The sequence below is a fragment of the Paenibacillus sp. JCM 10914 genome (assembly GCF_001315105.1).
Taxonomy (GTDB): Bacteria; Bacillota; Bacilli; order Paenibacillales; family Paenibacillaceae; genus Paenibacillus_AQ.
Genome location: NZ_BAZR01000016.1, coordinates 66,566 through 91,147, shown reverse-complemented (window position 1 = coordinate 91,147; position 24,582 = coordinate 66,566). Strand labels below are relative to the sequence as shown.

Below are 24,582 nucleotides of genomic sequence, written 5' to 3'. Positions count from 1 at the left end.
GGGGCTAGCAGGTTTTTTCGAGCTGAGGGTGGAACATAAACGGTGTAAGCGGAATATTACAGCGGACTGGCGGTGCAATCACATGAACATCCAACATAGAAAGACGGCTTACCTCACTTTCGACGACGGGCCATCCGAGCATACTCGAATCAAGCTGGATTACTTGCAGGAACGAGGGATCAACGCCATCTGGTTCTGTCTGGGCGAGAATCTGAAGCAGTATACGAATGAAGCTGTTTATGCCGTTCAGCAGGGGCATGTGCTCGGGAATCACAGCTACAATCATCCGAAATTCTCAGAGCTCGGTTGGCAGGAAGCGAGAGAACAGATCGAACGGACAGATCAATGGCTGCAAGAGGTATACAGTCAAGCTGGTGTAGAATGGATTGTGAAGACATTTCGCTTCCCGTATCTGGATGACGGGAGCAGTAACACAGATCCGGATTTCTTCCAGAATATCCAGCAGTTGCTGCGGGATAAGGGCTATCGACAGCCGAGCTTTGAAGGCATCCATTACGAATGGTTCCGCGAGGCCGGGCATGATCGCGCCGTGGACGTACGCTGTACCTACGACACGATGGACTGGTGCCTGGCTGACGGCAATGAGTACGAGGGTTATCACGACTTGCCAAGCGTGCTAAGACGAATGGACGAGAACGTGCCGGAGGCTGGGCGCGGGCTGAATGACCTGGGTTCGAATGAGATCGTCATGATGCACGACTGGATTCCCTACGACGCGTTTACCGCGCTGATGGATAAGCTGCTGAGTAAAGGCATCACGTTCAAACTCCCTCGGGTATAAGTTAAAGCCCCTTCAGGTTGATATCTGGAGGGGCTTTAACTTATATGTTTTTTTTCAGATAATAGTGCGTATGCCCGCCAGCATTCTCAATCATGCCAAATACTTCATACCCTTGCTTCTGGTAAAAATAGAGCGCCTGAAAGCTCAGTGTATCCAGCTTGATGAAATCACATTGCTTTTCTTTTGCGATTTTTTCGATCTCCATGAGCAGTTGGGTGCCATATCCTGATTTGCGCAGCCGCTCCTCCACGAACAAGTAATGGACCTCCAGCCAGTTCCAGCATATCTCACCCGTAATTCCGCCCAGGACATTACCGCCCGCATCTTTCAGCAGCAGATTCAGTTGTTGATACCTTCCTTTTAATGTATCGGGAAAGTGTTTGAGATTAAAGGCGACCATGTTATCTCTTACGTAATGCTGATGCTGTATATCTGTGCTGGAGGATTCATCAGTTATGTACAATGTCATATATAGATCACTCCTTTATTCGCCTACTCTGTATATGCAAGCTTAACTTACCATATGCGATAACGTCTGCGCCGGTAAAGAATCGTTTAAATCAAAGTAGCCGAAGGCTTGCGGCACGCTCTGTGTTATACTGTGGTTGTTTTCATCTATGATGTCAGGAGGGTCGCCCCAACATGTGTAACATTTCATTTATACGTATTCGCTAATGACGGCACAGAATATCATCTAAAATCCTGCATTTCTATCTCTGTTTGAGTATGCGCGGGTTTTATTTGAACTGTGCCTTTTTCATTAACTATACGAATGAATGAGGTGTATTTGTGGTGTCCAAACCTAACGACAGATCGGGCCAAACCCCGAATTTTCCCGCGCAAAATATGTTAATTAATCGACGTTTGATTCAAGATATGATCGACTTAGCTCAGATCGATCCAGCTGCGACCGTACTCGATATTGGAGCCGGAACCGGGGCAATTACCCTTCCGCTCGCCGAGAAAGCTGCCCACGTACTGGCGATCGAGAATGATCCCGCCCTCGCGAACAAACTGTTATCCAAGCTACAAGGGCATCGCAATGTACGCGTCAAGGCATCTGATTTTCTAATTATGCCCCTGCCGAAGCCGCCTTTCTCCGTTGTCTCGAACATCCCGTATTCCATAACGACGCCTATCATCGGCAAGCTGCTTGATCATCCGACGGTGCCTCTGCAGCGAGCCGTGCTACTTGTACAGAAAGGGGCAGCGAGGGGATTTACATCATCGAACTCCCTGCTGAACCCCCGGATTTTATGCTGGAGAATGTGGTTTGATATTCGATTGATACGAACCGTGCCACCCCATTATTTCGCTCCGCCTCCTAAAGTGGAATCGGCCGTTCTTGTCATCAGTCGGAAGAATCGTCCGCTGGTGCCTCCACAGCAATATACCAAATTCTTCGCCATGGCTGCACATGCACTGCGTTACCCGCAGCAGCCGTTATTCGCTGCATTTGGAGATATATTTAGTTCGCCCCAGATGACCAAGGTAGTGAGAACGCTTGGCGTTCAGCGAGACATGCCGATCCGGCAGTTGAAGGTCGAACAGTGGGGCCAGCTTTTTCTGGCTATGATCCAGCATGTGCCAGCCCATCGTTGGCCGAAGCAGCCGAAGAGAGGGAAGCAACATTCTCGCAAACGATAGTATGGAATTCGTGCTTGACCCTCACACTAATGTCAGGGTTTATAATGAAATGGAATCGTTCTGGAGAGGAGATGTTGCAGCATGAGGATTGGCGAACTCGCCGATCGGACCGGGGTTAGCATTCGCTCGCTTCGGTATTATGATAAGCAAGGCCTGCTGTCGCCGATTCGCAGCGATAACGGGTATCGGGAGTATTCCCCATTGGCGGTAGAACAGGTGCAGACGATACAATTGTATCTTAATCTTGGATTGTCCACGGAGCAGATTGCCGGATTCCTGCATTGCGTCTTGAAGAATAAGGAGGCATTCTGTGCAGAGGTGCTGCCGGTATATCGTCAGAAGCTGACCGAGATCGAGGCCCAAATCCATTTGCTGAACAACATTAAACTCAATCTGGAGGAGCGCATACAGTCGATTCTGGATGAACGGAACGATATCCAGTGAAGCGGAGGGGTGCAAAGTGAGTTTACTGATGCTAGATGCGGACAGTTTTCAGAGTGGGATCAGGGAGAAGCAGGTAACGTTGGTGGAATTCGGCGCGAAGTGGTGCCCGCCATGCAAGGTGCTGCTTCCACACCTGGAAGCGATGAGCACGGAGGAAGGGGAACGTGCGCGATTAGCGCAAGTCGATTGTGACGAATCTCCGCAACTTGCAGCCGAATTCGGCATTATGTCGCTGCCGACGGTAATCATATTCCATAACGGGGAGCCGGTGGAGAAACTGGTCGGTCTCAGACCCAAGAGTGTATATCAAACAGCGCTTGGTCGGTATATTCAATAGAACTGTTGAACAACTAACGCTCAGCACGTTAAATTTCAAACCACGATGTCTTGGAGATATCGTGGTTTTTTGTGTGTTGCGATCGATTTACTTCATTCTTGCGATCCCTCGCTCGGATTTTTGTAAGAAAGCTAAGGTGTGGTCCTTAAAAGCCGATGGAGGCAGCTCTTGTATTGCTTCTGTAGCTTGTGCCAGCGATAATTTTTTGCGGAACAGGAGGGCATTGATGAGCTTGATCGTCTTGATATCATCATTCGTCATTCCGTTTCGTCTCAAGCCCACGACATTTATGCCGTAAATGCTGGCACGGGAACCGCTGATGAGAGAGTAAGGAACGATGTCCTGGTAAACGCCGCTTCTCGCACCGATCATAGCATAACTGCCGATTTTGCAAAATTGATGAACGAAAGATAAACCACCGATTGTCACATGATCCTCAATCTCTACATGACCTGCAAGCTGTACGTCATTGGTGAGGATATTATGGTTACCTAATACAGTGTCGTGTGCGATGTGGACATAGTTCATAATGAGGTTGTTATTGCCGACCTTCGTTATGCCGCCGCCCTTTACAGTTCCTTTGGCGATCGTCGCATATTCCCTGACCGTGTTATGATCCCCAATGAACAGACAGGTTTCCTGCCCCTCGTAGCTTAGGTCTTGAGGAACTGAGCCGATGATAGCCCCTTGAAAAATATGATTGTGTTGGCCTAGCGTTGTATGGGAGCCGATTCGAACATGGCTTTCGATTTTGCATCGGTCTCCGATGACCACATGTTCTTCAATGATACTAAACGGACCAATCTCAACGGCTTCACCGATGATCGCTTCAGGGTGAATAATCGCTAAGGGATGAATCTGTGAGGTGGATTGAACCACGCTATTTCCTCCTTTGTTCGTCATAAGTATGTTAAGACGGCTCTTTATTAAGGATATCTAATTTGCGATTGATTTCCTTCAGTGTTTTGGGGAGTCTAGCAACCGCTGCGTACTCCTTCAGTTGTTCCTTATGCGGGCGACCCCAATAGCCAGAAATAATGGAACGCGCGGGCACATCCTTGGATATGCCTGTTCTTGCCATGAGCAAGGCTTGGTCGCCAACGGATACATGGTTAATAATGCCGCATCCACCTGCCATCACCACGCGGTTTCCAATGATCGACGAGCCCGCAATGGCACTTGTAGCTGCGATGATGCAATGCTCTCCGATTTGAACGTTATGTCCGATCTGAACGAGATTATCGATCTTTGTGCCATGGCCAACGACGGTGGAATCGATGGTGCCACGATCAATGGTCGTATTGGCGCCGATCTCGACCCCATCTCCGATGATGACATTTCCGATATGAGGAATCTTCACGTGCTGTACTCCATCCCATTCGTAACCGAATCCATCGGCGCCGATAACGGCACCGGAATGGATGATGACGTTATCGCCGATCTTGGTGTCCCTTAATATCGTTACATTCGGGTGGATCCAGCAATGGTGCCCGATCGTGACATGCTCGCCGATGAATGAATGGGATGCGATGACTGTGCCCGCGCCAATCGATACATTCTCTTTCACGATAACTCCTTCATCGATTTGTGTGCCGAAGCCTGCTTCTAGCGAAGGATCGATTGTGGAGGAGGAGATGGTGCCATTGCTAGTTCGCTCGTATCCAAACATTTTGAGCAAGTAGATGAAAGCTAATCTTGGATTCTGGACTTTAATAACGGGGATGGGGAAGTCTCGGTTAATATCAGGAACAATGACAGCGGAGGCGTTGCATGTAGTTAATGCATTGATATTCTTCTCTGTAACATAGGCAATTTCACCTTCCTTGGCGTTCGCTAAAGAGGCGATGCGATGTATCAGCATGTTATCATCGCCGACGACGACTCCGTTTAATTCTTCCGCGATTTGAATCAATGCGTATGCCATGCGTTTATTACTCCCTTTTGTCATTCTTTTTGTATATGAGCCGCTATTTCCCGCGCCAACAACATGTTTAGATAGTGCGACGTTCGCTCACCTTCGATTTTTGCTAGAAAAGGTGGAACTAAAGCTAGGTCTCCGATCACATCCAACAGCTTGTGACGCGCAAATTCATTTTCGTAACGAAGATCTGATAAGATTCCGCTCTTGCCAATGAGTACGGCGTTGTCCGTAGAAGCACCCTTAATCAGACCTTTGGCTCTCAAGCCGTCAAGCTCTGTTTCATAACCGAATGTGCGTGCAGCCGCAACTTCGCTTGCATAATGGTCCTGGGCAACGTGGAATACAGCCGTCTGGTCTGCAAGAAACGGTAGATGATGGTCATTCCTAAAGCCAATCATGTAGGATACTTCTTCATAGGGGGAGGCCGTAAGAAAGGATCGGCCAACTTGAACGCGAATCACCTTGGTTAAGTGATAATATCGAAGAGGGGCTTGCTGTTCAAGAAGTCCAACTTCGGCAATCCTCGCAGCTATCAAGGCGGCACTGCCGTCAAGTACAGGTATTTCAGCACCGTCCAAGTCAATGATAGCGTTGTCGACGCCCATGCCCCTGAGAGCAGACAATATATGTTCAACCATAGAAACCGTGTAGCCATATTCATTCATAAGCTGCGTACAGCGTTCCGTGTTCGAAACGTTATCCACGGTGGCCTTGATGAATTGCGCAGGTTCTGTATCCACTCGCCTGAAGACGATTCCTTTGTTCGGTCGAGCAGCATGTACCGTCATATTTGTTAAGGTTCCGCTATGAAGCGTGATGCCCTGAAGTTTGAAGCTGCTAACCAGCGTGCGTTGATTACCCATTCCAAACTCCCCTCTGTTCTAAGTGCTCTCGATTGAGTGATATATAACTATGAAGATCATATTAAAACTCTCTCGCAATACGGTGTGATTTAGGTCTATTCACTCTTGTTTTAAGTCTTTCAACTACTGGTTTGACGTCATTCAGGGAAGAGTCTAGCATACGTAAATTCCCTTGTAAACCATTACTTGGTAAATAATTGAAAGTCTTGATTGGGAGGTCGTAGTTGACCTTCACATGATGTGATGGTTTACAATGCGACTAAGAAGGTATAAAGGAGAAGCACACAATGTTAATCAACGAGCTATCCCATATAACAGGTGTAAGCTTGCGCTCCCTTCGATATTACGAGGAGAAGCAGTTGCTTCAACCGACTCGGTCCGAGAACGGTTATCGAAATTATGAAGAAACGGATATCGAGCGGGTTCGTATAATCCAGATGTATTTTAACCTCGGGTTGTCGGTAAGCGAAATTCTAAGCTTTATGGAGTGTGCGTTTGATCGTAACATCAAAGTGGATTGTTTGCCGAATGCAATTGAGCTTGGTACGCGAAAGCTGGCCGAAACACGGCAGCAGATCACGATGTTGCAAGAGGCAGAATCTCATCTGGAACAGAGTATCAAGAATTGGAAAGCTATTTTGGATCAGGGAGTGGAACAAAAATGAGTAAGGCAAATGAAACCAATCATGGAAGGGTTGCCTTAGTCACGGGTGGGAATCGTGGGATTGGCAAGGAGATTGCACGGCAACTGGCTATAAGAGGACTTCAGGTGATCATCACGTCGCGGGATGAAGGCAGAGGATATCGGACAGTGGAGGATCTGCAGGCCGCTGGACTGCGTGTTGCCATGCAAGCAGCGGATATGAGGCAGCTAGGCGATGTGGCGCGCTTAGTGAAGCATATTCAACAGCAGTATGGACGATTGGACGTACTTGTGAATAATGCTGGAATCATATTGGATCAAGGAGTTTCGGTGCTGGATGTAGAAGAAACGATCATGAAGGAAACTCTGGAGGTCAACTTCTATGGAGCGCTGCGAATGACGCAGGCTTGCGTACCTTTAATGAAGATGAACCAGTACGGACGGATCGTGAATATTTCATCTGGCCTCGGCGCATTCGAAATCATGGATGGAACGATGGACCTCGGAATCGGTGGAACGTCATCGGCCTATCGCATCTCCAAAACGATGTTGAATGCCCTGACTTGTATGGTATCGGAGGAAGTCACCGGGACGGGAATCAAGGTGAATGCCGTTTGCCCGGGCCGTGTGCGGACGGATATGGGCGGTCAAGACGCGCCCTTGACGGTTGCGGAAGGAGCCGACACTGCGGTATGGCTGGCAACGCTCGATGAGGCAGGAATCAGCGGCGGATTTTTCCGTGAACGTGAACAGATTGCTTGGTAGGCTATAAGCCCGCTCTGAAATATAAGCACCCCATTCTACCGGTTTAATGTATAATCATGGTTAGCGGGAGGTGCAAAGTATGAGTGATATCAGCATATTTAGCCAACAGGCATTGTTTGAACATGTATACAAAAGCGCTCCGATTGGCATTGCCTTGGTGACGACGGACGGAAAATGGATCAGCGTAAATCCGGCAGCATGCAATATGTTGGGGTTTACCGAAGCTGAGTTAATGCAGCAGCCGGCTACGAACTATATTTATCCCGATGGTATCGATGAGCAGCTCTCCCTGGATGAAACGGCGATGAACTTGGCGGTAGAGAAGCAATACGTTCATAAGGCCGGGCATCAAATATGGGCATCGATTCACGTCTCGTTGGTTCGTGACGAAACGGACCATACACCGCTCTTTTTTATCTCGCAAATGGTTGATATTACGGACAGCAAGGTAGCTGAGCAGAAGCTTCAAGTAAGTATTGAACGTTATACCTCGCTCAAGAAGTATAACCATGATGCCATTATTTCGTTTACTTTGGAAGGCGTCATTATAAATGGAAACCAGATGGCAGAGCAACTTTCCGGTTACACGATTCAGGATTTGATTGGAACGAGCATTGCCCATCTAATTGGGGAAAAAAATCTATCGAATATACTATCAAATCTAACGGATTATGCTGCAGTTGAAAGAGCGATCCAGCACGTCCGTCACAAGAATGGGCGAGTAGTTGAGGTACTGGCGACGCTGGCTCCTATTATCATCCACGGAGAGTACGTTGGATTCTATCTTATCGCCAAGGATATGACACTACAGAAGCGGTTGATGATCGAGAAGGAAGCGGCGGAGAAGACGAACAAAGCCAAGAGCGAGTTCCTGGCGATCATGAGCCATGAAATTCGCACCCCGATGAATGGCGTGATCGGGATGACGGATCTTATGATGGAAACAGACCTGGATGAAGAACAACAGAATTATGTGCAAATCATTAAGCAAAGCGGGACCACCCTGCTCAATATTATTAATGATATATTGGATTTCTCCAAGATCGAATCGGGTCGAACGGAACTGATGATGGAACCCCTCGGTTTAAGAGAGGTAATATCCGAAACACTTCATCTCATTCTTCCTAGAGCATTGGATAAAAATATTGAGATTACGACATCTGTTGCTCCAGACGTACCGGATCAGGTTATAGGGGACGTCACTAAGTTAAGACAAATCTTAATGAACCTGCTGAGCAATGCCGTTAAATTTACACCAGATGGTGCAATTTCGGTCACCGTTGACTGTGCCTCTCCATCTACGGATTCGGTGCTTGTAAAATTCGCTGTTCGAGACACGGGCATTGGGGTGCCGCCTGAACTAGTAGAACGCTTGTTTGAGCCGTTCTATCAGGTGGATCATTCTTTGACACGTCAAGTGGAAGGCACGGGACTGGGGCTGGCGATCTGCAAAAAGCTAGTACAGTTAATGGGCGGTGACATTTGCTATAAACCGTATGAGGGTGGATCGGTTTTTGAGTTTACAGTAGAATTTCCGCTTCATTCTGCTGACCCTAACAGGCAGGAAGAAACGCAGGCGGAAGCTGAACGATTGGGCGAAGAACTCAGGATTCTGATCGCCGAAGATAACGAAGTGAATCAGATGGTGCTGAAGAAAATGCTGCAGAAGCTCGGGTATAACTCAACGGTCGTCGCGAGCGGGGTCGCAGCCGTGGAGGCGTACAAACGGTATCCGTATGATCTCATATTTATGGATATTTCGATGCCGTTCATGGATGGTTTGGAAGCGGCCCGAATCATTAAGGATCATGCCTTATCTAACGGAATCCAGCTCCCTTTTGTTGCGGCGGTAACGGCACACGCGATTAAAGGTGACCGGGAAAAATATCTAGGACTGGGCTTGGATGAATACGTCAGTAAACCGGTCAGTATTCAGGTTATCTCGACGATCATTCGCCAATATTTGAACGTATGTAGCTCACCGTCCAATCCGACACAGCTCAAGTAATTACTTGAGCTGTTGTTGCTCCTTCTGCATGAAATATAAAAACCAGACGGCGTGCTGTTGCTCGTCGGCGGCTGCACGCCGGAAAGCTTCTTTGACGATGGGGTCTGTCGCTCTGTCATATACTTCAAGGTAGAAATCTGTGGTATGCTGTTCATCCTTGAATGAAAATTCGACACCCGTACTGTAATCTTTCGGGCAATTTTCGTTGAGTGTGGGCTGTGGTTGTTGACCGCTAAGCGTATGGTATAGATGAGTAAAGGTCTGATAATGCTTGATTTCATCTTTCCGGATTTCAAGGATCTGATCTCGGACGGTGGCATTTGGCGCCATGGCTGCTAATTGCTCGTAGCATTGAATAGCCGTATACTCTCCGTTGATGGCAGTTGCAAGGTCAGATAGGATATTTGCATCCGATCTGAAGTAACCATATGGTTGATAATAAGTCAATCTGTTCACTCCTTAATCGTTTTATAGACTATTGTATGAAGGAACTGGGCTGGTGTGTATACAAAAAAAGATCGGTACAACGTGGTACCGATCTTTTCTATGGATGTTATGAGGCAATCCCCGTCACGTTGCCGCCATTCTTCGTAATACGGTAAGTAATGATCTCACCACTCCAGAAGTGGAATTTCAGGATGACCTCACCGTTACGCACCTCATTGAAGAAGTTAGGCAGCAGCTTAATTTCGTTGCTGTTATAGGAAGGGGAGAACGTATACCCGAATTCCTTGAAGGAGGTCCAGTCTTGCGGACCTGCGTTGCCCCCTGTTGCATACACGGCTTCCATGGTTGCCAATTGATCGCCATTGAAGGTTGCGGGGATGCTGAACGCATTCGTCGTTCCCTGTGCATTGCCCAGCACAGGCTTGTCGCTGTAAACGACGCGGAAATTCCAGTCAGCGCCGCGGTTGAACTTGGCTGCAAGCTGTGCGCGCACTCCGAATGGACCGGATGCGGTTAGTCTGCTGAGCAGGCTCGATTTTAACGTGATGGAGCTTCCGTTACCGTTCAGCACATAATCTTGACCGGATATCAACAGCTGCCCGTTATGTCTTAATTCCGAGAAGGTGTTGCCGTTCAGGCTGAGCGGAATCGTTTTGTCTTGCACCGCAGCCCCTTTTCTGATGAACACCAGATCGGTATCCGCGGTAGCGGATCGTCCGCTCCATCCGACTCTCATGATGTTGAACAGCTCCGGATCGCTCCATGTCATAGCGTTACGGTTAAAGTGCTGCCCGTTGTCCCACAGCATATGGGTAATATTTTTCAGCTTCAAATAGTAGGTCAGGTATTCGAAGAATTTCAGTTTCTCTCCTTGTTCGATGACGCCTGTATTCTGGTCAAAGCCGAGCAGGCCGTATTCGCCCAGAATGACAGGGATTCCTCGGGCAATAAACGTGTTGTACACGTTATCGAAGGTTTGGTGGATATCATTGCGCGTATCTTGCTCGAAGCGGGTATAACCGGCAATGTTCACGCTGAATGGCCAGAAACCGTAATAATGCACGGTGGCGATCAGATTGGAATCGTTAAGCTTGGTCATGGTGTGGTACAGCTCATTCATTCGCTCTTGCGTCGGTGAGGCGTGCAGGGTAGAGAGTACCAGCGGACGGGTTCCGTTCAAACCGCCTGAATTGCGGACGATTTGATGGAATGAGACGTTGAGTTCGTCCAGCATCTGAAATTCCTTGGTCTCATTCGTAGTGCCGCCATCGCTGAAGCGCGGCTCGTTCACGCTCTCAAACATCAACTTGTGGGAATGGTTCTTGAAGCGGTTGGCAATTTGAGTCCAGATCGCATTGTACTTCGGCAGCACGACGTTGCGGTTGTACTCCATATGGCTGATCCAGATCCAGGAATCGTGATGCACGTTGAGCATAACGTATAGATTGGCTTCCAGCGCCCAATCCACGACTTCCTGCACGCGATTCATATAAGCGGCGTTGATCGTGTAATTCGGCGCACCCCCGATATGATAATCCCAGGTTACCGGAATACGGATGCTCTTGTAGCCTTGCGCTGCAATCTGTTGAATCAGAGCTCGGGTTACGCGCGGATTACCCCAGGCCGTCTCGTCCGAGCCAACGGCATCCAGGCTGTTACCGAGATTCCAGCCCGGCTGCATATCATTCACATAGGCTTGCGGTCCGCTGCTAAGCAGGGCGGGACTGTTGGCTTCAGCCGCCGTTGCAAACGCTGGTAGCAGGGAGAACAGCATAGCAGTAATTAGAGTCAAGGATAATAGGGTGTGCTTCTTCAAAGTTATCATTCGCATCTCCTTTGTGATCGGTAATGGTGTAGCAACATGCCTTCCTCAAGAGCAGATGTATTAGTGATGATTCAAGCGGATCTGTTGTGCGTGGGCTGCTGGCTGCTGTTGTTTTGAGGGTTATCACCTCCCGGGAACATTAACATTATTGAAAGCGCTTTCTAAATATAAATTATCATATTTTTCCATTTGTAAATACCAGTATAATTGAAGGTGATTTCATGTGGAAATTAGAGGTGGGGAAGTAAAAGAGAAGAAGCTGTTCCCTGGTGATCCTGGGAACAGCTTCTTTTGTAATTAGCGAGTTACAACGACTAGTTTGTTGGAGTCGTTGGGATGGTCTCCGGCTTCAATACCACGTACACTTCAGACGGGGAAGACAAGGCGACTGCTTCATAAGCAGGTGCGGCGGAGCGGTTTTTTTGGGCTTGTGACTTGTTCTTGAGAGAAAGGACAAACACCGCATATTCTTTTTTCTCAACGATCTCTTTATCGTTTGCGTCCTTGGTTGGGATCTCGAACGTTTTTGTAAAGGTATTGTTGCCTTTACCCGTTCTAGTGATCGATCTATCGCTTGAAGATACGGTAAGTTTCTCATCCGCTGCTGCCTTTGAGGCCTTTTCGAAGTTGAATTTACTAGCATCTTCTTTAGCTACGAAGAACACACGATAAGCGGTCACGCTGCTGTCCGGAGCCTTGTTGAAGGCAACTTCGACATTTCCTTGTTCCAGCTTGGAAGTGACTCCTGTTGTTTGGCCGGGATTGGGAACGGTGACTGGTGCCGCTGATGATAATTCGTTTGCACCACCACTTGAAACGGCGAGTACATAGATGTTGTATGATTGATTGACAGCAATAGCATTACCTTTAGTGTCTAACGAAGTTGTATTAAATGTTTGTTCAACTTGTTGGGTGTTGGTTGTATTCACTTTAATATAACGAGTTGGATCGGTTACGGTATTAGCAGCCGCTAGATTGAAGTTGGTTTCATTGCTTGGAACGGCCATAATACGATATTCGCCTGCTTTTGCAGTTGTAAACCGGACAATAATGTCACTGCTACCATTTTCAAATCCTGCATAAACGGATGAAGGGGCAGTGACGGACGTGTCTATGAACTGGACTAACGGCGACGGTTCGGACAGACTATTTCCCGTGTGATCGTTTTGATGAACGGACAGGATATAGATGTAATATTCATTTTGATTACTAATGAGTGTACCAGATGAATCCCGAGAACCACCGGTTATTAAACCTTCTAGAAGGTTTTGGCCAGTAGGTGTTACAATGAAATATTTGTCGGAAGTAAGCGTGTTTGCAAGATCAATTTTGAAATCCTGAGAAGCATTTTTCGGTACAGCAAAGATTCTATACTCTTTAATATTTGTTTCGTTGTTTGCTTTGTTAAAAGTAACTTTTAAATCATTCCCTATGAATAGCCCGCGAACATTGTACGCTTTATCCACTGCAGTCATCCCAGTTAGAACTACGTTGGCTGACGGTGAAGAAAGAGCGTTAGTACTGCCAGAATAACTGTTTCCTACACTTAAAACGTAAACTCTGTAGTTGACTCCATTGACAATATCATGGCCATCAGTATCTTTTGCATTATATGCTAAATTCTGGGTTAATACACTTCCGCTCTTATTAACGATTGTATAATTTGAATTTCTGTTCGCTTCATTAATATCTATGCTCTTATTGTTTTTGACAACAAACACTCGATAATGAGTAAGGTAGTATTCATCTGTAGTGCGATTGAAAGTAACTCTTAAATCTCTACCATCACCATAATCAGCGGTATCTTGAGCCGACAATCCCGAAACCGGCTGCACAATTTGAGTGCCTGTAAGCCTAATCGACGCACCGTACGACAACGCATTATTCCCCGAGTTGTTATTAGCCACTGACATTACAAATACTTGATAATCAGTATTGTTACGTATCAAATCTCCGTTGACGTCACGGCTCCCGGAGTTCAGCGTTCGGGTGAAGGTAACATCATTGTTTTTAGTAAATTGCGTATAGTTGGTGCTACCAATACCATTCGCTCTGTTAAGATCGAAATAGTAAGCATCCGATGACTTCACAACAAACACGCGATAGGCGCTAATATTGGTATGATCGGATGGACGGTTGAATGATACCTGAAGATCACGACCGTCATTATTATTGGCTACGTCATTTACATACAGGTTGGTGACTGCACCAACGCTATAGCTGGATGTCAGGATGATCGAATTCGACGGAGCGGACAACACATTGTAGCTTTGGTTACCGTTATAGACCGCCATGACGAATACGCGGTAGTACACGCCGTTACGGATCGCTGCACCATCTACGTCTCGGGCACCGGAAGGCAAGGTATAATTGTTGATGTTATTACCGGTTTTGTTCACTTGCGTATAGTTATAACTGGAAATGCCGTTTGCTCGGTTCAAATCAAAGTTGTGGTAATTGCTATCTTTCACAACGAAGATCCGGTAAGAATGAATATTGGATTCGTTCCCTACCTTGTTGAAGCTTACGCGAAGATCGCGGCCGTCGTTGTAGTCACTAACATCGGCGACTTGCGTAATAATTGGAACGGTAGCTGTTCCCGAACTGAGCGTAATGGAAGCGGAAGCGCTGGACAGATTGCTGGCGACCGCGTTCTCGTTATTGCTTACCGCCAGGACAAACACGGTATATGCAACTCCGTTGCGAATTGTCTCGTTCCCCGTATCACGTGCGCTCGAGCTTAGCGCTGTTGTCAGCGTTGTGTTCGAATTGCTGGTTTTGTTCACGGTTGTGTAGTTCTGGCTTGGTACGGCACGGGCTGCAGCCAGATTGAAATTAGCGATGTCTTTCGTTTTTACAACAAAGACACGGTAGTTCGTAATATTGCTCTCATTTTGCGCACGGGTGAAGCTGACGGACAAGTCGCGTCCATCCCCGAAATCGCTGACATCACTTGCTTTTACGTTGGTTGCGCCATTAACAGCATTCGTATTCGTAAGTGTTAACGACGGGGATGCTGCGGATAAAGCAAAATCACCGCCAGATTTGCCTACTGCGAGCACGTATGCCTTGTATGCCTGATTGTCACGGATAAGTTCGTTATCGGAATCTCTCGTAGTGGATGAGAGAGTCTGGGTCAGATCACCTCCGGTAGGGTACACGGCTGTGTAATTCGCTGAAGACAAGCGCTGGGCTTGCGACAGATTTAAGGATTTGGACTGTTTTACAATGACGACACGATAATGTGAGATCAAGGACTCGGTTACGGATTTGGAGAAGCTGACTTGCAGATCGCGTCCATCTCCGGCATTGCCAACGTCACGCAAGGTTACGTAACTAACCGGTGAGATGCCAACGTTCTGATCGACGGTAGTAACCGTGACCGTCTTAGTCTTGGAGTTCCATCCGATTTTCTGGCCGAGTGCTTCACTGACAAAGCGCACAGGCACCATCGTGTAGCCCTTCAGGTTTTTAGCTGGTACGTCCAGAGACACGGTTTGGTTGTTGATTGTAGCTGTTTTGGCATTGATTTTAAGAATGACCGTCGTTCCGTCTTTCGTGGCTGTAACGGTTTGCGTCTTTTGATTCCATTTGACTGAAGCATCCAACGCTTCAAAGATCGACCTCATTGGCAGCATGACACGCCCCTGGATCATAATCGGTGCTTGCGGAGTATTTAATCTCACGCCGTCAATCAAGACGCTGATGTTTACTGCCGCCTGTGCCTGTGTTTGGAATAGCAAGGGTACTAATAGTACTGCTGCTAGCAAGGCAGTCCATAGTCTTTTCACACACTCAACCTCCTGAATTTTCGTTGTTATTATTTTCCTCTACAATATGACGCTGCGGCCTTGACGAAAGTTTCAATATTTACATCGGCTTTGAAAAAATATTTTTAAGCAACAGAAATGTCATATTTATATATAACTTGACAGGAATATAACTGACTAGTAATATAAACTCATGATGAACGACAAACTATTTGAAGTACTGGCTGAGCCCAATCGCCGAATTATTCTCGACCATTTGCGGCACGGGGAGAGGACGGTCGGCGAGATCGTAGAGATCATGCCGCTTAGTCAACCGGGGGTGTCCAAGCATCTTCGCATATTACGGGAGGCAGGACTCGTCTTGGTGCGTAAGGATGCACAGCGACATCTCTATCGTCTTCACGCTGAACCTCTTGCCGATATCCACCATTGGCTGGAGCCTTACCGTCAATTCTGGACGAACAAGCTGGAAGATCTGGAGCGAGCGCTTGATCAGGATGAGTCGAAGTGAAGTACTGACATCTGAATCTATTTATTCCTATAAATGAAGGAGGATTATCATGTTAGCCGTTGTACAACAGGTTGGGAACGAGACCATCGTGAAGTTCGAACGCAAGTTGAAGCATTCCGTGGAGAAGGTATGGTCCTATCTAACGGACAATGATAAACTGCCCCAATGGTTCCCTGAGCTCAGGGTAGAAGATTTAAGACAAGGTGGGAAAATTACGTTCGATCTGGGTGACGGCACTTACGAGGATATCGAGATTCTGGATTATAAAGAGTTTGCAGTGCTGGAATACACTTGGGGTGAAGATCGCGTTCGATTCGAGCTCTATCCTGACCCCGAAGGCTGCCGTTTGGTACTGATTGAACGAATAACCAACGTTACTGACCATACGCCAAAAGACATTGCAGGCTGGGATGTGTGCCTCGATGTAATTGAAGCGCTGCTAGGTGGCAAGACGATTGAAGCGCGTAAGGATGTATGGAAAGTGAAGTATGAGCAGTACGTTCAGCTTTTTAGCGATTTGTAACGATAAATGAGTTGGCACAGCTGGGTTGCTGATCGCGACTGGCTGAAATAGCGGGATGTAATAGATAGAAGGTAAATGGCATGAAAACGGGGTGGCTCTTTGCGGGGCGCCCCTTTTTTAATGAGAAAATGGGGTTTAGCGCGCTAAGTTTGATAACCGTTGAACGACTCGGGTTACAAAAAGATGCGATAATGCAGCAATTTCACCTCATAACCGGGGATTTAACGAAAAGCCTGCAAATCTGCAGGCTTTTATGGACTTATCCGTCGTTTTAATCATAATCGAGCGAAAAGGATGCACATTTGCACGAATTTCCCTCCGATCAGAGATATGAAGTAGAAAAAGAATGCACTTTGCATTTTTTCGATTCGAAATGATCTATATTCTCCTTCTCGGGCATTCTGCCGAATTTCCAGTGATACGATGATCTTCCGTAAACAAGCCGCCGGGCTGTTATCATTAAAATAACCGACGCTGGTTTTCCATATCCGTTCACTCCATCCGTTGTCCATGCACACCGCTCTACCCGCCGTTCTAGCTCATTCGCTATTACCGTTCACTCCATCTGTTATCCTAACCGCAATGGCCCGTCTATCGGCAATTTTTTTTAAACACCGGTAAGTTAAGGAGGAAAATATATTATAATAGACATATCTCACTTTCGTTCGTACTAATATTGCTACTACGTGAAGACCGCAGGGTTCAAGAATTCGGGACATCATCGAGGTCTTCTGCATCTCGGAGGAATGCTTATGGGAATTATGTTTACGTTCTTGAAGAAGTACCGCGTTGCGGCCATAGCCGCACTCGCCATGATGTTGATCGAGCTGACGGTGGAGCTGATTCAGCCGCTCATCATCTCCAAGATTATTGATGACGGCATCATGAATGAGGACCTGACCGTCGTATGGAAGTGGGGCGCCGTCCTGCTGGGTGGAACTGTTATCGCTTTCATCGCGGGCATCTCAAGCTCATTCTTTGCCGCCCATACGAGCCAGGGACTCGGTTATGATCTGCGGGACAAGTTGTACGATAAAGTGCAGTCCTTCTCCTACTCCGTATTTAATCGTTTTGCAACATCATCCCTGATTACGAGGCTGACCGGCGACGTTACGCAGATACAGGATACGGTGTTTATGGCGCTTCGATTCATGTCGCGCGTACCGCTGGTCGTGCTCGGAAGCATCATTATGGCACTGGTCGTCAACCTGAAGCTCGGCTTAATGCTGGTGCTGACGGTGCCGGCGTTGTTTCTGTTTATCGCCTGGATTATGAAAAAGCGGCCGATGCGTTTCGTAACGTGCAGCAGCGATTGGATGCGGTCAACGGTGTCATTCAGGAGAATCTGACCGGTATCCGGCTGATTCGGGTTTTTGTCCGCATGGGACATGAGATTCAGCGCTTTGCCAAGACATCGGGCAAGCTGATGACAACCACGATCTCTACACTGCGTTTGACCGAAACCACCATGCCTTTCATATTGCTGATAATGAATGCAGGGATCATGCAGTCTTGTGGTTTGGCCGTAAGGATATTATCGCGAACAATGCCACGGTCGGTGAAGTGGTGGCGGTTGTCAATTATTCCTTGCGCTGCATCGGCGCCATGTCGGCCTTGTCCTGGGTGGTTGTGGCTTTCTCCCGCGGGCGGGCATCGGCTCAGCGGGCTCAAGAAGTACTACGTACAGAGGAGAAAGATGCAGGTGCGGGTACGGAGAATAAGGCTCAAGCAGGTAAGATCAGCGTTTCGGGAAGTGTTGAATTTGACCGGGTAAGCTTCAGTTACCCCGGCAGCGAGATCGATGTCCTGACTGACATTTCCTTTAAGCTAAGGCCGGGGAACGGATCGCAATTATGGGGGCTACAGGATCGGGTAAATCCTCGCTCGTACAATTGATACCAAGACTGTACGAAGAGGATGAAGGCGATGTGATCGTTGACGGACTTTCCTCTAAAGAAATGGATCCGATGCATCTGCGCGGCAGTATCGGCTACGTGCCGCAGGAAGTATTGCTCTTCTCGGGAACCGTGCGCGAAAATATCGCATGGGGGCGCGAGGAGGCTTCCCTGGATGATATTCAGGAAGCCGCCCGGAGTGCGCAGATTCACGATACGATTCAGCAGCTGCCCAACGGCTATGAGACGATGCTCGGTCAACGGGGGGTCAACCTGTCGGGCGGGCAGAAGCAGCGATTGTCGATTGCGCGCGCGCTCGTTCGCAAGCCCGCCATTCTCATACTGGACGACAGCACGAGTGCGCTGGACGTCCGGACGGAGGGAGCGCTGCTGGACGCATTGAAGGATTTGTCCTGTACCACGTTTTTGATTACACAGAAGATCAGTTCGACTACATCGGCAGACTTGATCTTGCTGCTGGACGATGGGCGTCTGATTGGTAAAGGAAATCACGAGGCCTTGATGGAGAACTCCTCTTTGTACCGCAGCATCTATGAATCTCAATATGGAGAGGAGGCACAGCAGCATGCTCAAAGAACTCATTGAACCGTTCAAGCAGCCAAGACCGAAGATTGACTTGGGCAAGCGGGAGAAGGGAAAGAATAGCGGCAAGCCGAGAGCGAAGGCCAAGAACTGGTCGGGCACATTGGGCCGAATTTGGACCTACCTTGCCCGTCGCAAAGGTAAGCTTACGCTCGTTCTGCTTATGGTTGCCCTCAGCTCAGGTTTGGCGTTACTCGGTCCTTACCTGATCGGGGTTGGGGTGGATGAGTTTCTGTCCGACAATTCCGCACTGGATTCGGTCTGGCCGTACTTCCTGTTAGGCCTTGCTGCTGTGTACGTTCTACAGGCGTTGACAACCTGGCTCCACAACGTCTGGATGATCGGCATTGCCCAAGAGACGGTATACCGAATGCGGATGGATCTGTTTACCCATCTGCATCGCTTGCCGATACCCTTTTACGGTAAGCGTCAGCAGGGAGAGATCATGAGTCGACTGACCAATGACATCGAGAATGTCAGCTCAACGCTGAACAGCTCGGCCATCCAGATCTTCTCCAGTGTATTAACCTTGGTGGGTACCTTGACGATCATGCTTATGCTAAGTCCCATGCTGACCTTGCTGACGTTCCTCGTGGTGCCGCTTATGGTCTTGGGCATGCGCTGGATCACGCGAAGAACGGGACCGCTGTTCAAGGAGCGCCAGAAGAATCTGGGTGATTTGAACGGATATATCGAGGAGACGCTGTCCGGACAGCGAATTATCAAAGCTTTCTCGCAAGAGGAGCGAGTGATTCGGGAATTTGATGATCGCAATAAACGAATCCGGCTATCGGGGTTCTGGGCACAGAGCATATCGGGTTTCATTCCGAAGCTGATGAACGGACTGAACAATCTGAGCTTTGCGGTAGTAGCCGGAATCGGCGGAATCATGGCGATTCAAGGACATATTACGATTGGCGTGATCATCATCTTCGAAAGTTATGCACGGCAGTTCACGAGACCGCTGAACGATCTGGCAAACCAATGGAATACGCTGCTGTCCGCCATTGCCGGGGCAGAGCGCGTGTTTGAGGTGCTGGATGAGGAAGTGGAGGCAAAGGATGAAGGAACTGCGGTTACACTGAACAGCGTAGAAGGTGCAGTGAAGTTCAACAACGTATCATTCGCCTATGATCAAGGCGGGGATACCTTGGAAGGGATCAGCTTTGAGGCCAAGCCTGGCGAGATGATTGCCTTGGTGGGCCCGACAGGGGCCGGTAAGACCACGCTCATTCAACTGCTCTCTCGCTTCTATGATCCGAATAACGGCACGATCACGCTGGACGGACGCGATCTTTCCTCCATCCGGCGAGAGAGCTTGCGTTCGCAGATGGCTTTCGTGCTCCAGGATTCGTTCCTCTTCCAAGGAACGATCCGAGAGAACATTCGATTCGGTCGGCTGGATGCGACGGACGAGGAAGTCGAAGAAGCGGCAAAGCTGGCCAATGCGCACTCGTTCATCGTGCGGATGAAGGATGGCTATGACAAGGTGCTGAAGCCCGACGGCAGCGGCATCAGTCAGGGGCAGAAACAACTGCTGGCGATTGCCCGTGCAATTCTCGCAAATCCAGCCATGCTGGTGCTGGATGAAGCGACGAGCAGCATCGATACCGTAACGGAGATCAAAATTCAAGAGGGACTTCAGCGGTTGATGAAGGGACGTACCAGCTTCGTGATTGCGCATCGCCTGAATACGATTCGCTCGGCGGATCGCATACTGGTGTTGAAGGACGGACGATTGCTCGAGCAGGGGTCGCATGACGAACTGCTACGGCAGGACGGCTTCTACAGCGACTTGTACCACGGGCAGCTAAAGCGTGCCGCGATGTAACGCATCATCATAGAAATGTAGAACAAGCAGCGATTCCCGAGTTATTGGAGAATCGCTGCTTTTTGTATGAGTTTCCCCGCTTCTTCCCCTTGAATGCAGTCACAGAGAAGCGAAATGTGTTTAAGGATGACATTAACACACAGTAGCCGAGGAATGCTTCGTACTCGGAGCGTCTTTTACGCAGACCCAGTCATTATTTCGTCGCCTGAAGCTGCGAGCTTCTTTTCGCGGCTCTCCCGAATTGCAGGAAGAACAGCAGCAGGATTCCGACCTGAAGCACCGTGAGCACGAGATAAATGTTGCTGTATGTTGCAGCGCCGGCAAACAAGCTTAATGGATTTAAGCTGGCGCTGGCCCCCATGTCGACGGCTCTACCATAGATGCCAGTGACGATGGCTCCAGAGAGGAAGTTAAGAAGCGAGAACAAGCCCATACCCACGCCTGTTTGCTCTTTCGTCAGCGATAAGGAGATCGTCTTGGATAGCGAGATCTGCATGAACATTTGGCCGACATTGCCGAAGATCAGGAACAGCATAATGAATAACGGAGCGATTCCGGCGAATGTTGACAATAAGGCGAAGCAGATGAGGAGCAGCTTGAGGCCGCGTAGAACAGATAAGCCGTGCCTCTCGTATCGGCCAGCTTTCCTCCCCTGCCTCCCAGAAATGCGGTGATAACGGCACCGGGAACCATGATAAATCCGATCCAACCGGGGGCAAGCCCGTTCACGTCAGCCAGAAGCTGCGGTGTCAGAAAAGGGAGGGAATAACCGACGCTCATCACCAACATGCCGACGATCAGACCGATCGTATACCCTTTATTTCGGAATAAGCGTGGTTGTACGAAAGGCTCTTTAGCTGAGCGAATCCGAATGATGAACAAGAGCAGGAAGAGCAGGCTGCCCAGCCCGAGGAGCCATTTGCTTTGCGTCAGGGCGAGCAGCAGCAAGGCAACCGTGCCGGCAAGCAATCCGCCACCGAGCCAGTCGATCCTGGCGCCGCGTCCTTGTTCGTCACCTAAATATTTGCGATACAGCGGCAAGGTGATAAGGATGATAAGCGGGATGAAGAACAACCATCGCCAATGGAACACGCTCACCATCAGTGCAGAAATCACGGGGCCGATAGCATTACCGATGGCGAGCCCCGTTGCGGTAACGCCGAGCGCGCGGCCGCGTTTCTCCGCCGGAAAGTAACGGACCGGTATAATCATCGCGGTGGCCGGAATGACGGCTGCCCCCGAGGCTTGCAGAATTCGGCCAAGGAGAACCATCCAGTATGCTTGCGCCGATAATCCGACGACAGACCCGACAAAAAAGATGAGCAGGCCAATCGTCAGCAAATTTTTGAGTTTATAGGTATCGGCTAACTTCCCGTAGATGACGGACCCTATTGCGTAGATCAGCATATAGATAGAGGCCACCCAACTGACCTGGGAGAAGGAAAGCTGGAAATCCTTGCTGATCTCAGGCAGCACGATGTTAAACATTGTGGCACTCATGGAGGAGAGAATCATGGTAAAAGCCAGAATGCGTATTAACTTTTCAGCCGAAGGCTGCTGTTGGTGTTCATCCACGACGATTCCCCCTTTTCTTTTGTTATGAATTATTCTACAATCGGTAATTAATAAATGAAAATATATATTAAGGAATATATCCATATACTAAAAGATATCAATTATAGGGGTGATCACATTGGAATTGCTTCAACTGCGATACTTTCAAACCGTTGCTCGCATGGAGCATATGACGAAGGCTGCCAAGGAACTTCGTATTGCCCAGCCAGCGCTAAGCAAGACGATTGCCAGGCTGGAGGAGGATTTGGGCGTACCGCTATTTGATCGGCTGAACAGGAAGATCAAACTCAATTCGTTCGGGAAGGCATTTCTGAGAAATGTGGAGACGGCTTTATCAGCACTGGAAGAAGGGCGAAGAGAAGTGGCGGATTTGGCAGGGACGGAGCGTGGCAGCATTCGGCTGGCCACAACGGCGCTTAGCCGCATGACCAAGGCGCTGGGCGCTTTTCGTAAATTGTACCCGGAAGTGAATTTCCGAATCATTCAAATTCCGCCCGATTCGATGATGGATATGGTATCCATGCTGGAGAATGGCGACATTGATCTCTGTTTCAACGCTGCCCTATTAGACGAAGCTCATATTCGGGAAATTCCCGTATTGCACACCGAGGTATTTCTTGCCGTACCGCACGGACACCGGCTTGCCGGTCGGCAGCGCATTTCGCTGCAGGAAGTAGAGGGAGAAGCGTTCATCGAATATAAATGCGGACATCCGTTTCGTATGATGAATCAGCAGTTCTGCGAGGAGGCTGGGATTACCAGAGATGTCGCATGTGAAGTGGATGAACCGGCAGCATTAGCAAGTCTGGTAGCCGCTGGGCTCGGCATCGCCTTTGTGCCGGGCTGCAGGGATGATGAGGAGCCTGCTTATGACATGGTTCGCATTGAACATCCTTCATGTTACCGTACGTTTACGCTCGCCTGGCAGGAACAGCGTTACTTGTCCCAGGCAGCGCGCCAATTCCAGCAGTTTCTCGTCGATTATTTCAGCCAAATTCAAGAACCGATCGGCATCAAGAAGTAATCGGGTAGATTACGGTTTTTAAAATTCGAGCTTGCTCTACATAAGACGGGTTCCCCCATGCATACCCTGTTATAGAGCTATGATTATGCAAAGGGGGAATATCGTTGTTGGATCCCATACTTACCTCTCCGAATTTGAAGTTGTTCGCGGACTCAAACGACACGTTAAATTATAAACGCGATGCTGGAAACTACATAACGCAAGTGTTCGGTGCCCAGATGCCAGCCATCACGACAGGCTTCTTCAACGTCCATCTGACGAAAGGCATTATCGTCCAGCCGCATTGGCATACCAATGCGAATGAGCTGGTATTTGTAATTAGCGGCGAAGTGGTGACCTCGGTTTTTGATCCCTTCACTCAGAAGTTGATTACTTATAAGCTGAAGCCGGGTCAGGTATCCATGCTCCCCAAGGGATGGTTTCACTGGATCTTAACGTTGAGCGACAAGGCGCATCTTCTGACGATATTCGATCAGCCGACGCCTGATATCGTATACGGCTCAGACTTTCTGCGACATATCCCGAAGGAAATTATGCATATCGCATATTGCATCAACGAGGAGGAATATGCTAAGGCGGTTGCTCCGCTTAAAGAATCGGTTATTCTAGGTCCACCACCGGGCTGCGGCAAGCGCGATGAACCTGAATCGATGTTTGACGCTTTGCAACACGCAGCTTTCCAGCCTCAGCAATATAACTCGTATCCACCGTCCTATCAAACTTATGCACAAGCACCCCCATCGCAATCTCAGCCGAACTACTACGGATTCTCAACACCAGCCTACGCGCCGTACTACCAGCAGAGCCGGCCACCCTACCCCGCTTATTCTCCATATGGAGCCTTTGGACCATTTGCTCAACAGTCGCTGTTCACATCTGCCAACCCGTATCCGCCAACGTATCAACCACAACCCTATACGCAATCGCAACCATACCAGCAGTTTCAATATTTGTTTAATAATCATCCGGATGGAACGGAGGCGGACGCTGAACCAAGGAATGAACCGGAGAGCAACACGGACAAAAAGAAGAAAAGGCCGTAATTACTTACTAAATCGTGGGTATAACTCGCAGTTGGGCCTTCCGAGCTTCGTATGGATACGTAGTCTCGGGAGGCTTTTTACGTGTGCACCTATACCTCAAAAAAG

The 24,582-nt window shown here is 48.6% G+C and carries 19 protein-coding genes and 2 pseudogenes; 13 read left to right on the top strand and 8 right to left on the bottom strand.

The window, feature by feature from the left end; all coding sequences use genetic code 11:
• The first annotated feature begins 82 nt into the window (after nucleotides 1-82).
• The gene (locus JCM10914_RS17485; protein ID WP_023963417.1) at nucleotides 83-802 is read left to right on the top strand and encodes a polysaccharide deacetylase family protein; all 720 of its coding nucleotides are present in this window, start codon (nucleotides 83-85) and stop codon (nucleotides 800-802) included.
• A 40-nt stretch (nucleotides 803-842) separates the two neighbouring features.
• Here the strand turns inward: JCM10914_RS17485 and JCM10914_RS17480 are convergent, their stop codons facing one another.
• A complete protein-coding gene (locus JCM10914_RS17480) occupies nucleotides 843-1,271 on the bottom strand; it encodes an N-acetyltransferase (protein ID WP_023963416.1) in 429 nt (142 codons plus the stop codon).
• A 323-nt stretch (nucleotides 1,272-1,594) separates the two neighbouring features.
• Between JCM10914_RS17480 and erm the strand changes: the two genes are divergently transcribed.
• From erm to JCM10914_RS17465, 3 genes are all read left to right on the top strand, one after another.
• Nucleotides 1,595-2,449 (top strand): 23S ribosomal RNA methyltransferase Erm, encoded by an 855-nt coding sequence (erm, locus tag JCM10914_RS17475; RefSeq protein ID WP_036718796.1) that lies wholly within the window; start codon nucleotides 1,595-1,597, stop codon nucleotides 2,447-2,449.
• A gap of 81 nt (nucleotides 2,450-2,530) precedes the next feature.
• Nucleotides 2,531-2,893 (top strand): MerR family transcriptional regulator, encoded by a 363-nt coding sequence (locus tag JCM10914_RS17470; protein WP_023963414.1) that lies wholly within the window; start codon nucleotides 2,531-2,533, stop codon nucleotides 2,891-2,893.
• A gap of 16 nt (nucleotides 2,894-2,909) precedes the next feature.
• A complete protein-coding gene (locus JCM10914_RS17465; protein ID WP_023963413.1) occupies nucleotides 2,910-3,230 on the top strand; it encodes a co-chaperone YbbN in 321 nt (106 codons plus the stop codon).
• 87 nt (nucleotides 3,231-3,317) lie between these two features.
• Here JCM10914_RS17465 and lpxA read toward each other — a convergent pair whose 3' ends face one another.
• From lpxA to lpxC, 3 genes are read right to left on the bottom strand one after another with little or no spacing between them, the layout of a single operon-like run.
• Entirely contained in the window at nucleotides 3,318-4,109 is a 792-nt protein-coding gene (gene lpxA / locus JCM10914_RS17460) for an acyl-ACP--UDP-N-acetylglucosamine O-acyltransferase (protein WP_023963412.1), read from the bottom strand.
• 31 nt (nucleotides 4,110-4,140) lie between these two features.
• Nucleotides 4,141-5,154, bottom strand: coding sequence for a UDP-3-O-(3-hydroxymyristoyl)glucosamine N-acyltransferase (lpxD, locus tag JCM10914_RS17455; protein ID WP_023963411.1), 1,014 nt, complete (start codon nucleotides 5,152-5,154; stop codon nucleotides 4,141-4,143).
• A gap of 20 nt (nucleotides 5,155-5,174) precedes the next feature.
• On the bottom strand, nucleotides 5,175-6,014 hold the full coding sequence (gene lpxC / locus JCM10914_RS17450) for a UDP-3-O-acyl-N-acetylglucosamine deacetylase (RefSeq protein WP_023963410.1): 840 nt from the start codon (nucleotides 6,012-6,014) through the stop codon (nucleotides 5,175-5,177).
• 287 nt (nucleotides 6,015-6,301) lie between these two features.
• Between lpxC and JCM10914_RS17445 the strand changes: the two genes are divergently transcribed.
• The 3 genes from JCM10914_RS17445 (at nucleotide 6,302) to JCM10914_RS17435 (ending at nucleotide 9,430) form a co-directional block, all read left to right on the top strand.
• A complete protein-coding gene (locus JCM10914_RS17445) occupies nucleotides 6,302-6,679 on the top strand; it encodes a MerR family transcriptional regulator (RefSeq protein WP_023963409.1) in 378 nt (125 codons plus the stop codon).
• On the top strand, nucleotides 6,676-7,422 hold the full coding sequence (locus tag JCM10914_RS17440) for an SDR family oxidoreductase (protein WP_023963408.1): 747 nt from the start codon (nucleotides 6,676-6,678) through the stop codon (nucleotides 7,420-7,422). The genes JCM10914_RS17445 and JCM10914_RS17440 overlap by 4 nt, the downstream gene beginning before the upstream one ends.
• A 79-nt stretch (nucleotides 7,423-7,501) precedes the next feature.
• Nucleotides 7,502-9,430 carry a PAS domain S-box protein gene (locus JCM10914_RS17435; RefSeq protein WP_023963407.1) on the top strand — a complete coding sequence of 643 codons (1,929 nt, stop codon included), beginning with the start codon at nucleotides 7,502-7,504 and terminating at the stop codon, nucleotides 9,428-9,430.
• Here JCM10914_RS17435 and JCM10914_RS17430 read toward each other — a convergent pair whose 3' ends face one another.
• The 3 genes from JCM10914_RS17430 to JCM10914_RS17420 all read right to left on the bottom strand — a co-directional run bounded on the left by JCM10914_RS17430 (nucleotide 9,431) and on the right by JCM10914_RS17420 (nucleotide 15,493).
• Nucleotides 9,431-9,877 carry a ferritin family protein gene (locus JCM10914_RS17430; RefSeq protein WP_036718758.1) on the bottom strand — a complete coding sequence of 149 codons (447 nt, stop codon included), beginning with the start codon at nucleotides 9,875-9,877 and terminating at the stop codon, nucleotides 9,431-9,433.
• Between the two features lie 106 nt (nucleotides 9,878-9,983).
• Complete coding sequence (locus JCM10914_RS17425) at nucleotides 9,984-11,702, bottom strand: cellulase family glycosylhydrolase (protein WP_023963405.1); 1,719 nt, start codon at nucleotides 11,700-11,702, stop codon at nucleotides 9,984-9,986.
• 314 nt (nucleotides 11,703-12,016) lie between these two features.
• On the bottom strand, nucleotides 12,017-15,493 hold the full coding sequence (locus JCM10914_RS17420; protein ID WP_023963404.1) for a copper amine oxidase N-terminal domain-containing protein: 3,477 nt from the start codon (nucleotides 15,491-15,493) through the stop codon (nucleotides 12,017-12,019).
• A 172-nt stretch (nucleotides 15,494-15,665) separates the two neighbouring features.
• On the opposite strand from JCM10914_RS17420, the gene JCM10914_RS17415 reads away from it, so the two are divergent.
• The 4 genes and pseudogenes from JCM10914_RS17415 (at nucleotide 15,666) to JCM10914_RS17390 (ending at nucleotide 20,835) form a co-directional block, all read left to right on the top strand.
• The gene (locus JCM10914_RS17415) at nucleotides 15,666-15,983 is read left to right on the top strand and encodes a helix-turn-helix transcriptional regulator (RefSeq protein ID WP_023963403.1); all 318 of its coding nucleotides are present in this window, start codon (nucleotides 15,666-15,668) and stop codon (nucleotides 15,981-15,983) included.
• Nucleotides 15,984-16,032: 49 nt separating this feature from the next.
• Entirely contained in the window at nucleotides 16,033-16,506 is a 474-nt protein-coding gene (locus tag JCM10914_RS17410) for an SRPBCC family protein (protein WP_023963402.1), read from the top strand.
• Between the two features lie 752 nt (nucleotides 16,507-17,258).
• A pseudogene (locus JCM10914_RS17395) lies at nucleotides 17,259-19,007 on the top strand (ABC transporter ATP-binding protein).
• Complete coding sequence (locus JCM10914_RS17390; protein ID WP_023963397.1) at nucleotides 18,988-20,835, top strand: ABC transporter ATP-binding protein; 1,848 nt, start codon at nucleotides 18,988-18,990, stop codon at nucleotides 20,833-20,835. Before JCM10914_RS17395 ends, JCM10914_RS17390 begins: the two are co-directional and overlap by 20 nt.
• A 193-nt stretch (nucleotides 20,836-21,028) precedes the next feature.
• On the opposite strand, the pseudogene JCM10914_RS17385 reads toward JCM10914_RS17390, so the two are convergent.
• A pseudogene (locus JCM10914_RS17385) lies at nucleotides 21,029-22,410 on the bottom strand (MFS transporter).
• Nucleotides 22,411-22,528: 118 nt separating this feature from the next.
• Between JCM10914_RS17385 and JCM10914_RS17380 the strand changes: the two are divergent.
• Together JCM10914_RS17380 and JCM10914_RS31940 are read left to right on the top strand one after the other, a co-directional pair.
• Nucleotides 22,529-23,434 (top strand): LysR family transcriptional regulator, encoded by a 906-nt coding sequence (locus JCM10914_RS17380; protein ID WP_023963394.1) that lies wholly within the window; start codon nucleotides 22,529-22,531, stop codon nucleotides 23,432-23,434.
• Between the two features lie 104 nt (nucleotides 23,435-23,538).
• Nucleotides 23,539-24,477, top strand: a complete 939-nt coding sequence (locus JCM10914_RS31940) for a cupin domain-containing protein (protein WP_081739828.1) — start codon at nucleotides 23,539-23,541, stop codon at nucleotides 24,475-24,477.
• Nucleotides 24,478-24,582 lie beyond the last annotated feature (105 nt).

What these genes read in the sequence shown, in the direction of transcription:
- lpxD (WP_023963411.1), bottom strand. Translation starts at nt 5,154, where the DNA reads ATGGCATACGCATTGATTCAAATCGCGGAAGAATTAAACGGAGTCGTC.
- JCM10914_RS17435 (WP_023963407.1), top strand. Translation starts at nt 7,502, where the DNA reads ATGAGTGATATCAGCATATTTAGCCAACAGGCATTGTTTGAACATGTA.
- JCM10914_RS17445 (WP_023963409.1), top strand. Translation starts at nt 6,302, where the DNA reads ATGTTAATCAACGAGCTATCCCATATAACAGGTGTAAGCTTGCGCTCC.
- lpxC (WP_023963410.1), bottom strand. Translation starts at nt 6,014, where the DNA reads ATGGGTAATCAACGCACGCTGGTTAGCAGCTTCAAACTTCAGGGCATC.
- JCM10914_RS17440 (WP_023963408.1), top strand. Translation starts at nt 6,676, where the DNA reads ATGAGTAAGGCAAATGAAACCAATCATGGAAGGGTTGCCTTAGTCACG.
- JCM10914_RS17425 (WP_023963405.1), bottom strand. Translation starts at nt 11,702, where the DNA reads ATGATAACTTTGAAGAAGCACACCCTATTATCCTTGACTCTAATTACT.
- JCM10914_RS17415 (WP_023963403.1), top strand. Translation starts at nt 15,666, where the DNA reads ATGATGAACGACAAACTATTTGAAGTACTGGCTGAGCCCAATCGCCGA.
- JCM10914_RS17390 (WP_023963397.1), top strand. Translation starts at nt 18,988, where the DNA reads ATGCTCAAAGAACTCATTGAACCGTTCAAGCAGCCAAGACCGAAGATT.
- JCM10914_RS17485 (WP_023963417.1), top strand. Translation starts at nt 83, where the DNA reads ATGAACATCCAACATAGAAAGACGGCTTACCTCACTTTCGACGACGGG.
- JCM10914_RS17470 (WP_023963414.1), top strand. Translation starts at nt 2,531, where the DNA reads ATGAGGATTGGCGAACTCGCCGATCGGACCGGGGTTAGCATTCGCTCG.
- JCM10914_RS17410 (WP_023963402.1), top strand. Translation starts at nt 16,033, where the DNA reads ATGTTAGCCGTTGTACAACAGGTTGGGAACGAGACCATCGTGAAGTTC.
- JCM10914_RS17480 (WP_023963416.1), bottom strand. Translation starts at nt 1,271, where the DNA reads ATGACATTGTACATAACTGATGAATCCTCCAGCACAGATATACAGCAT.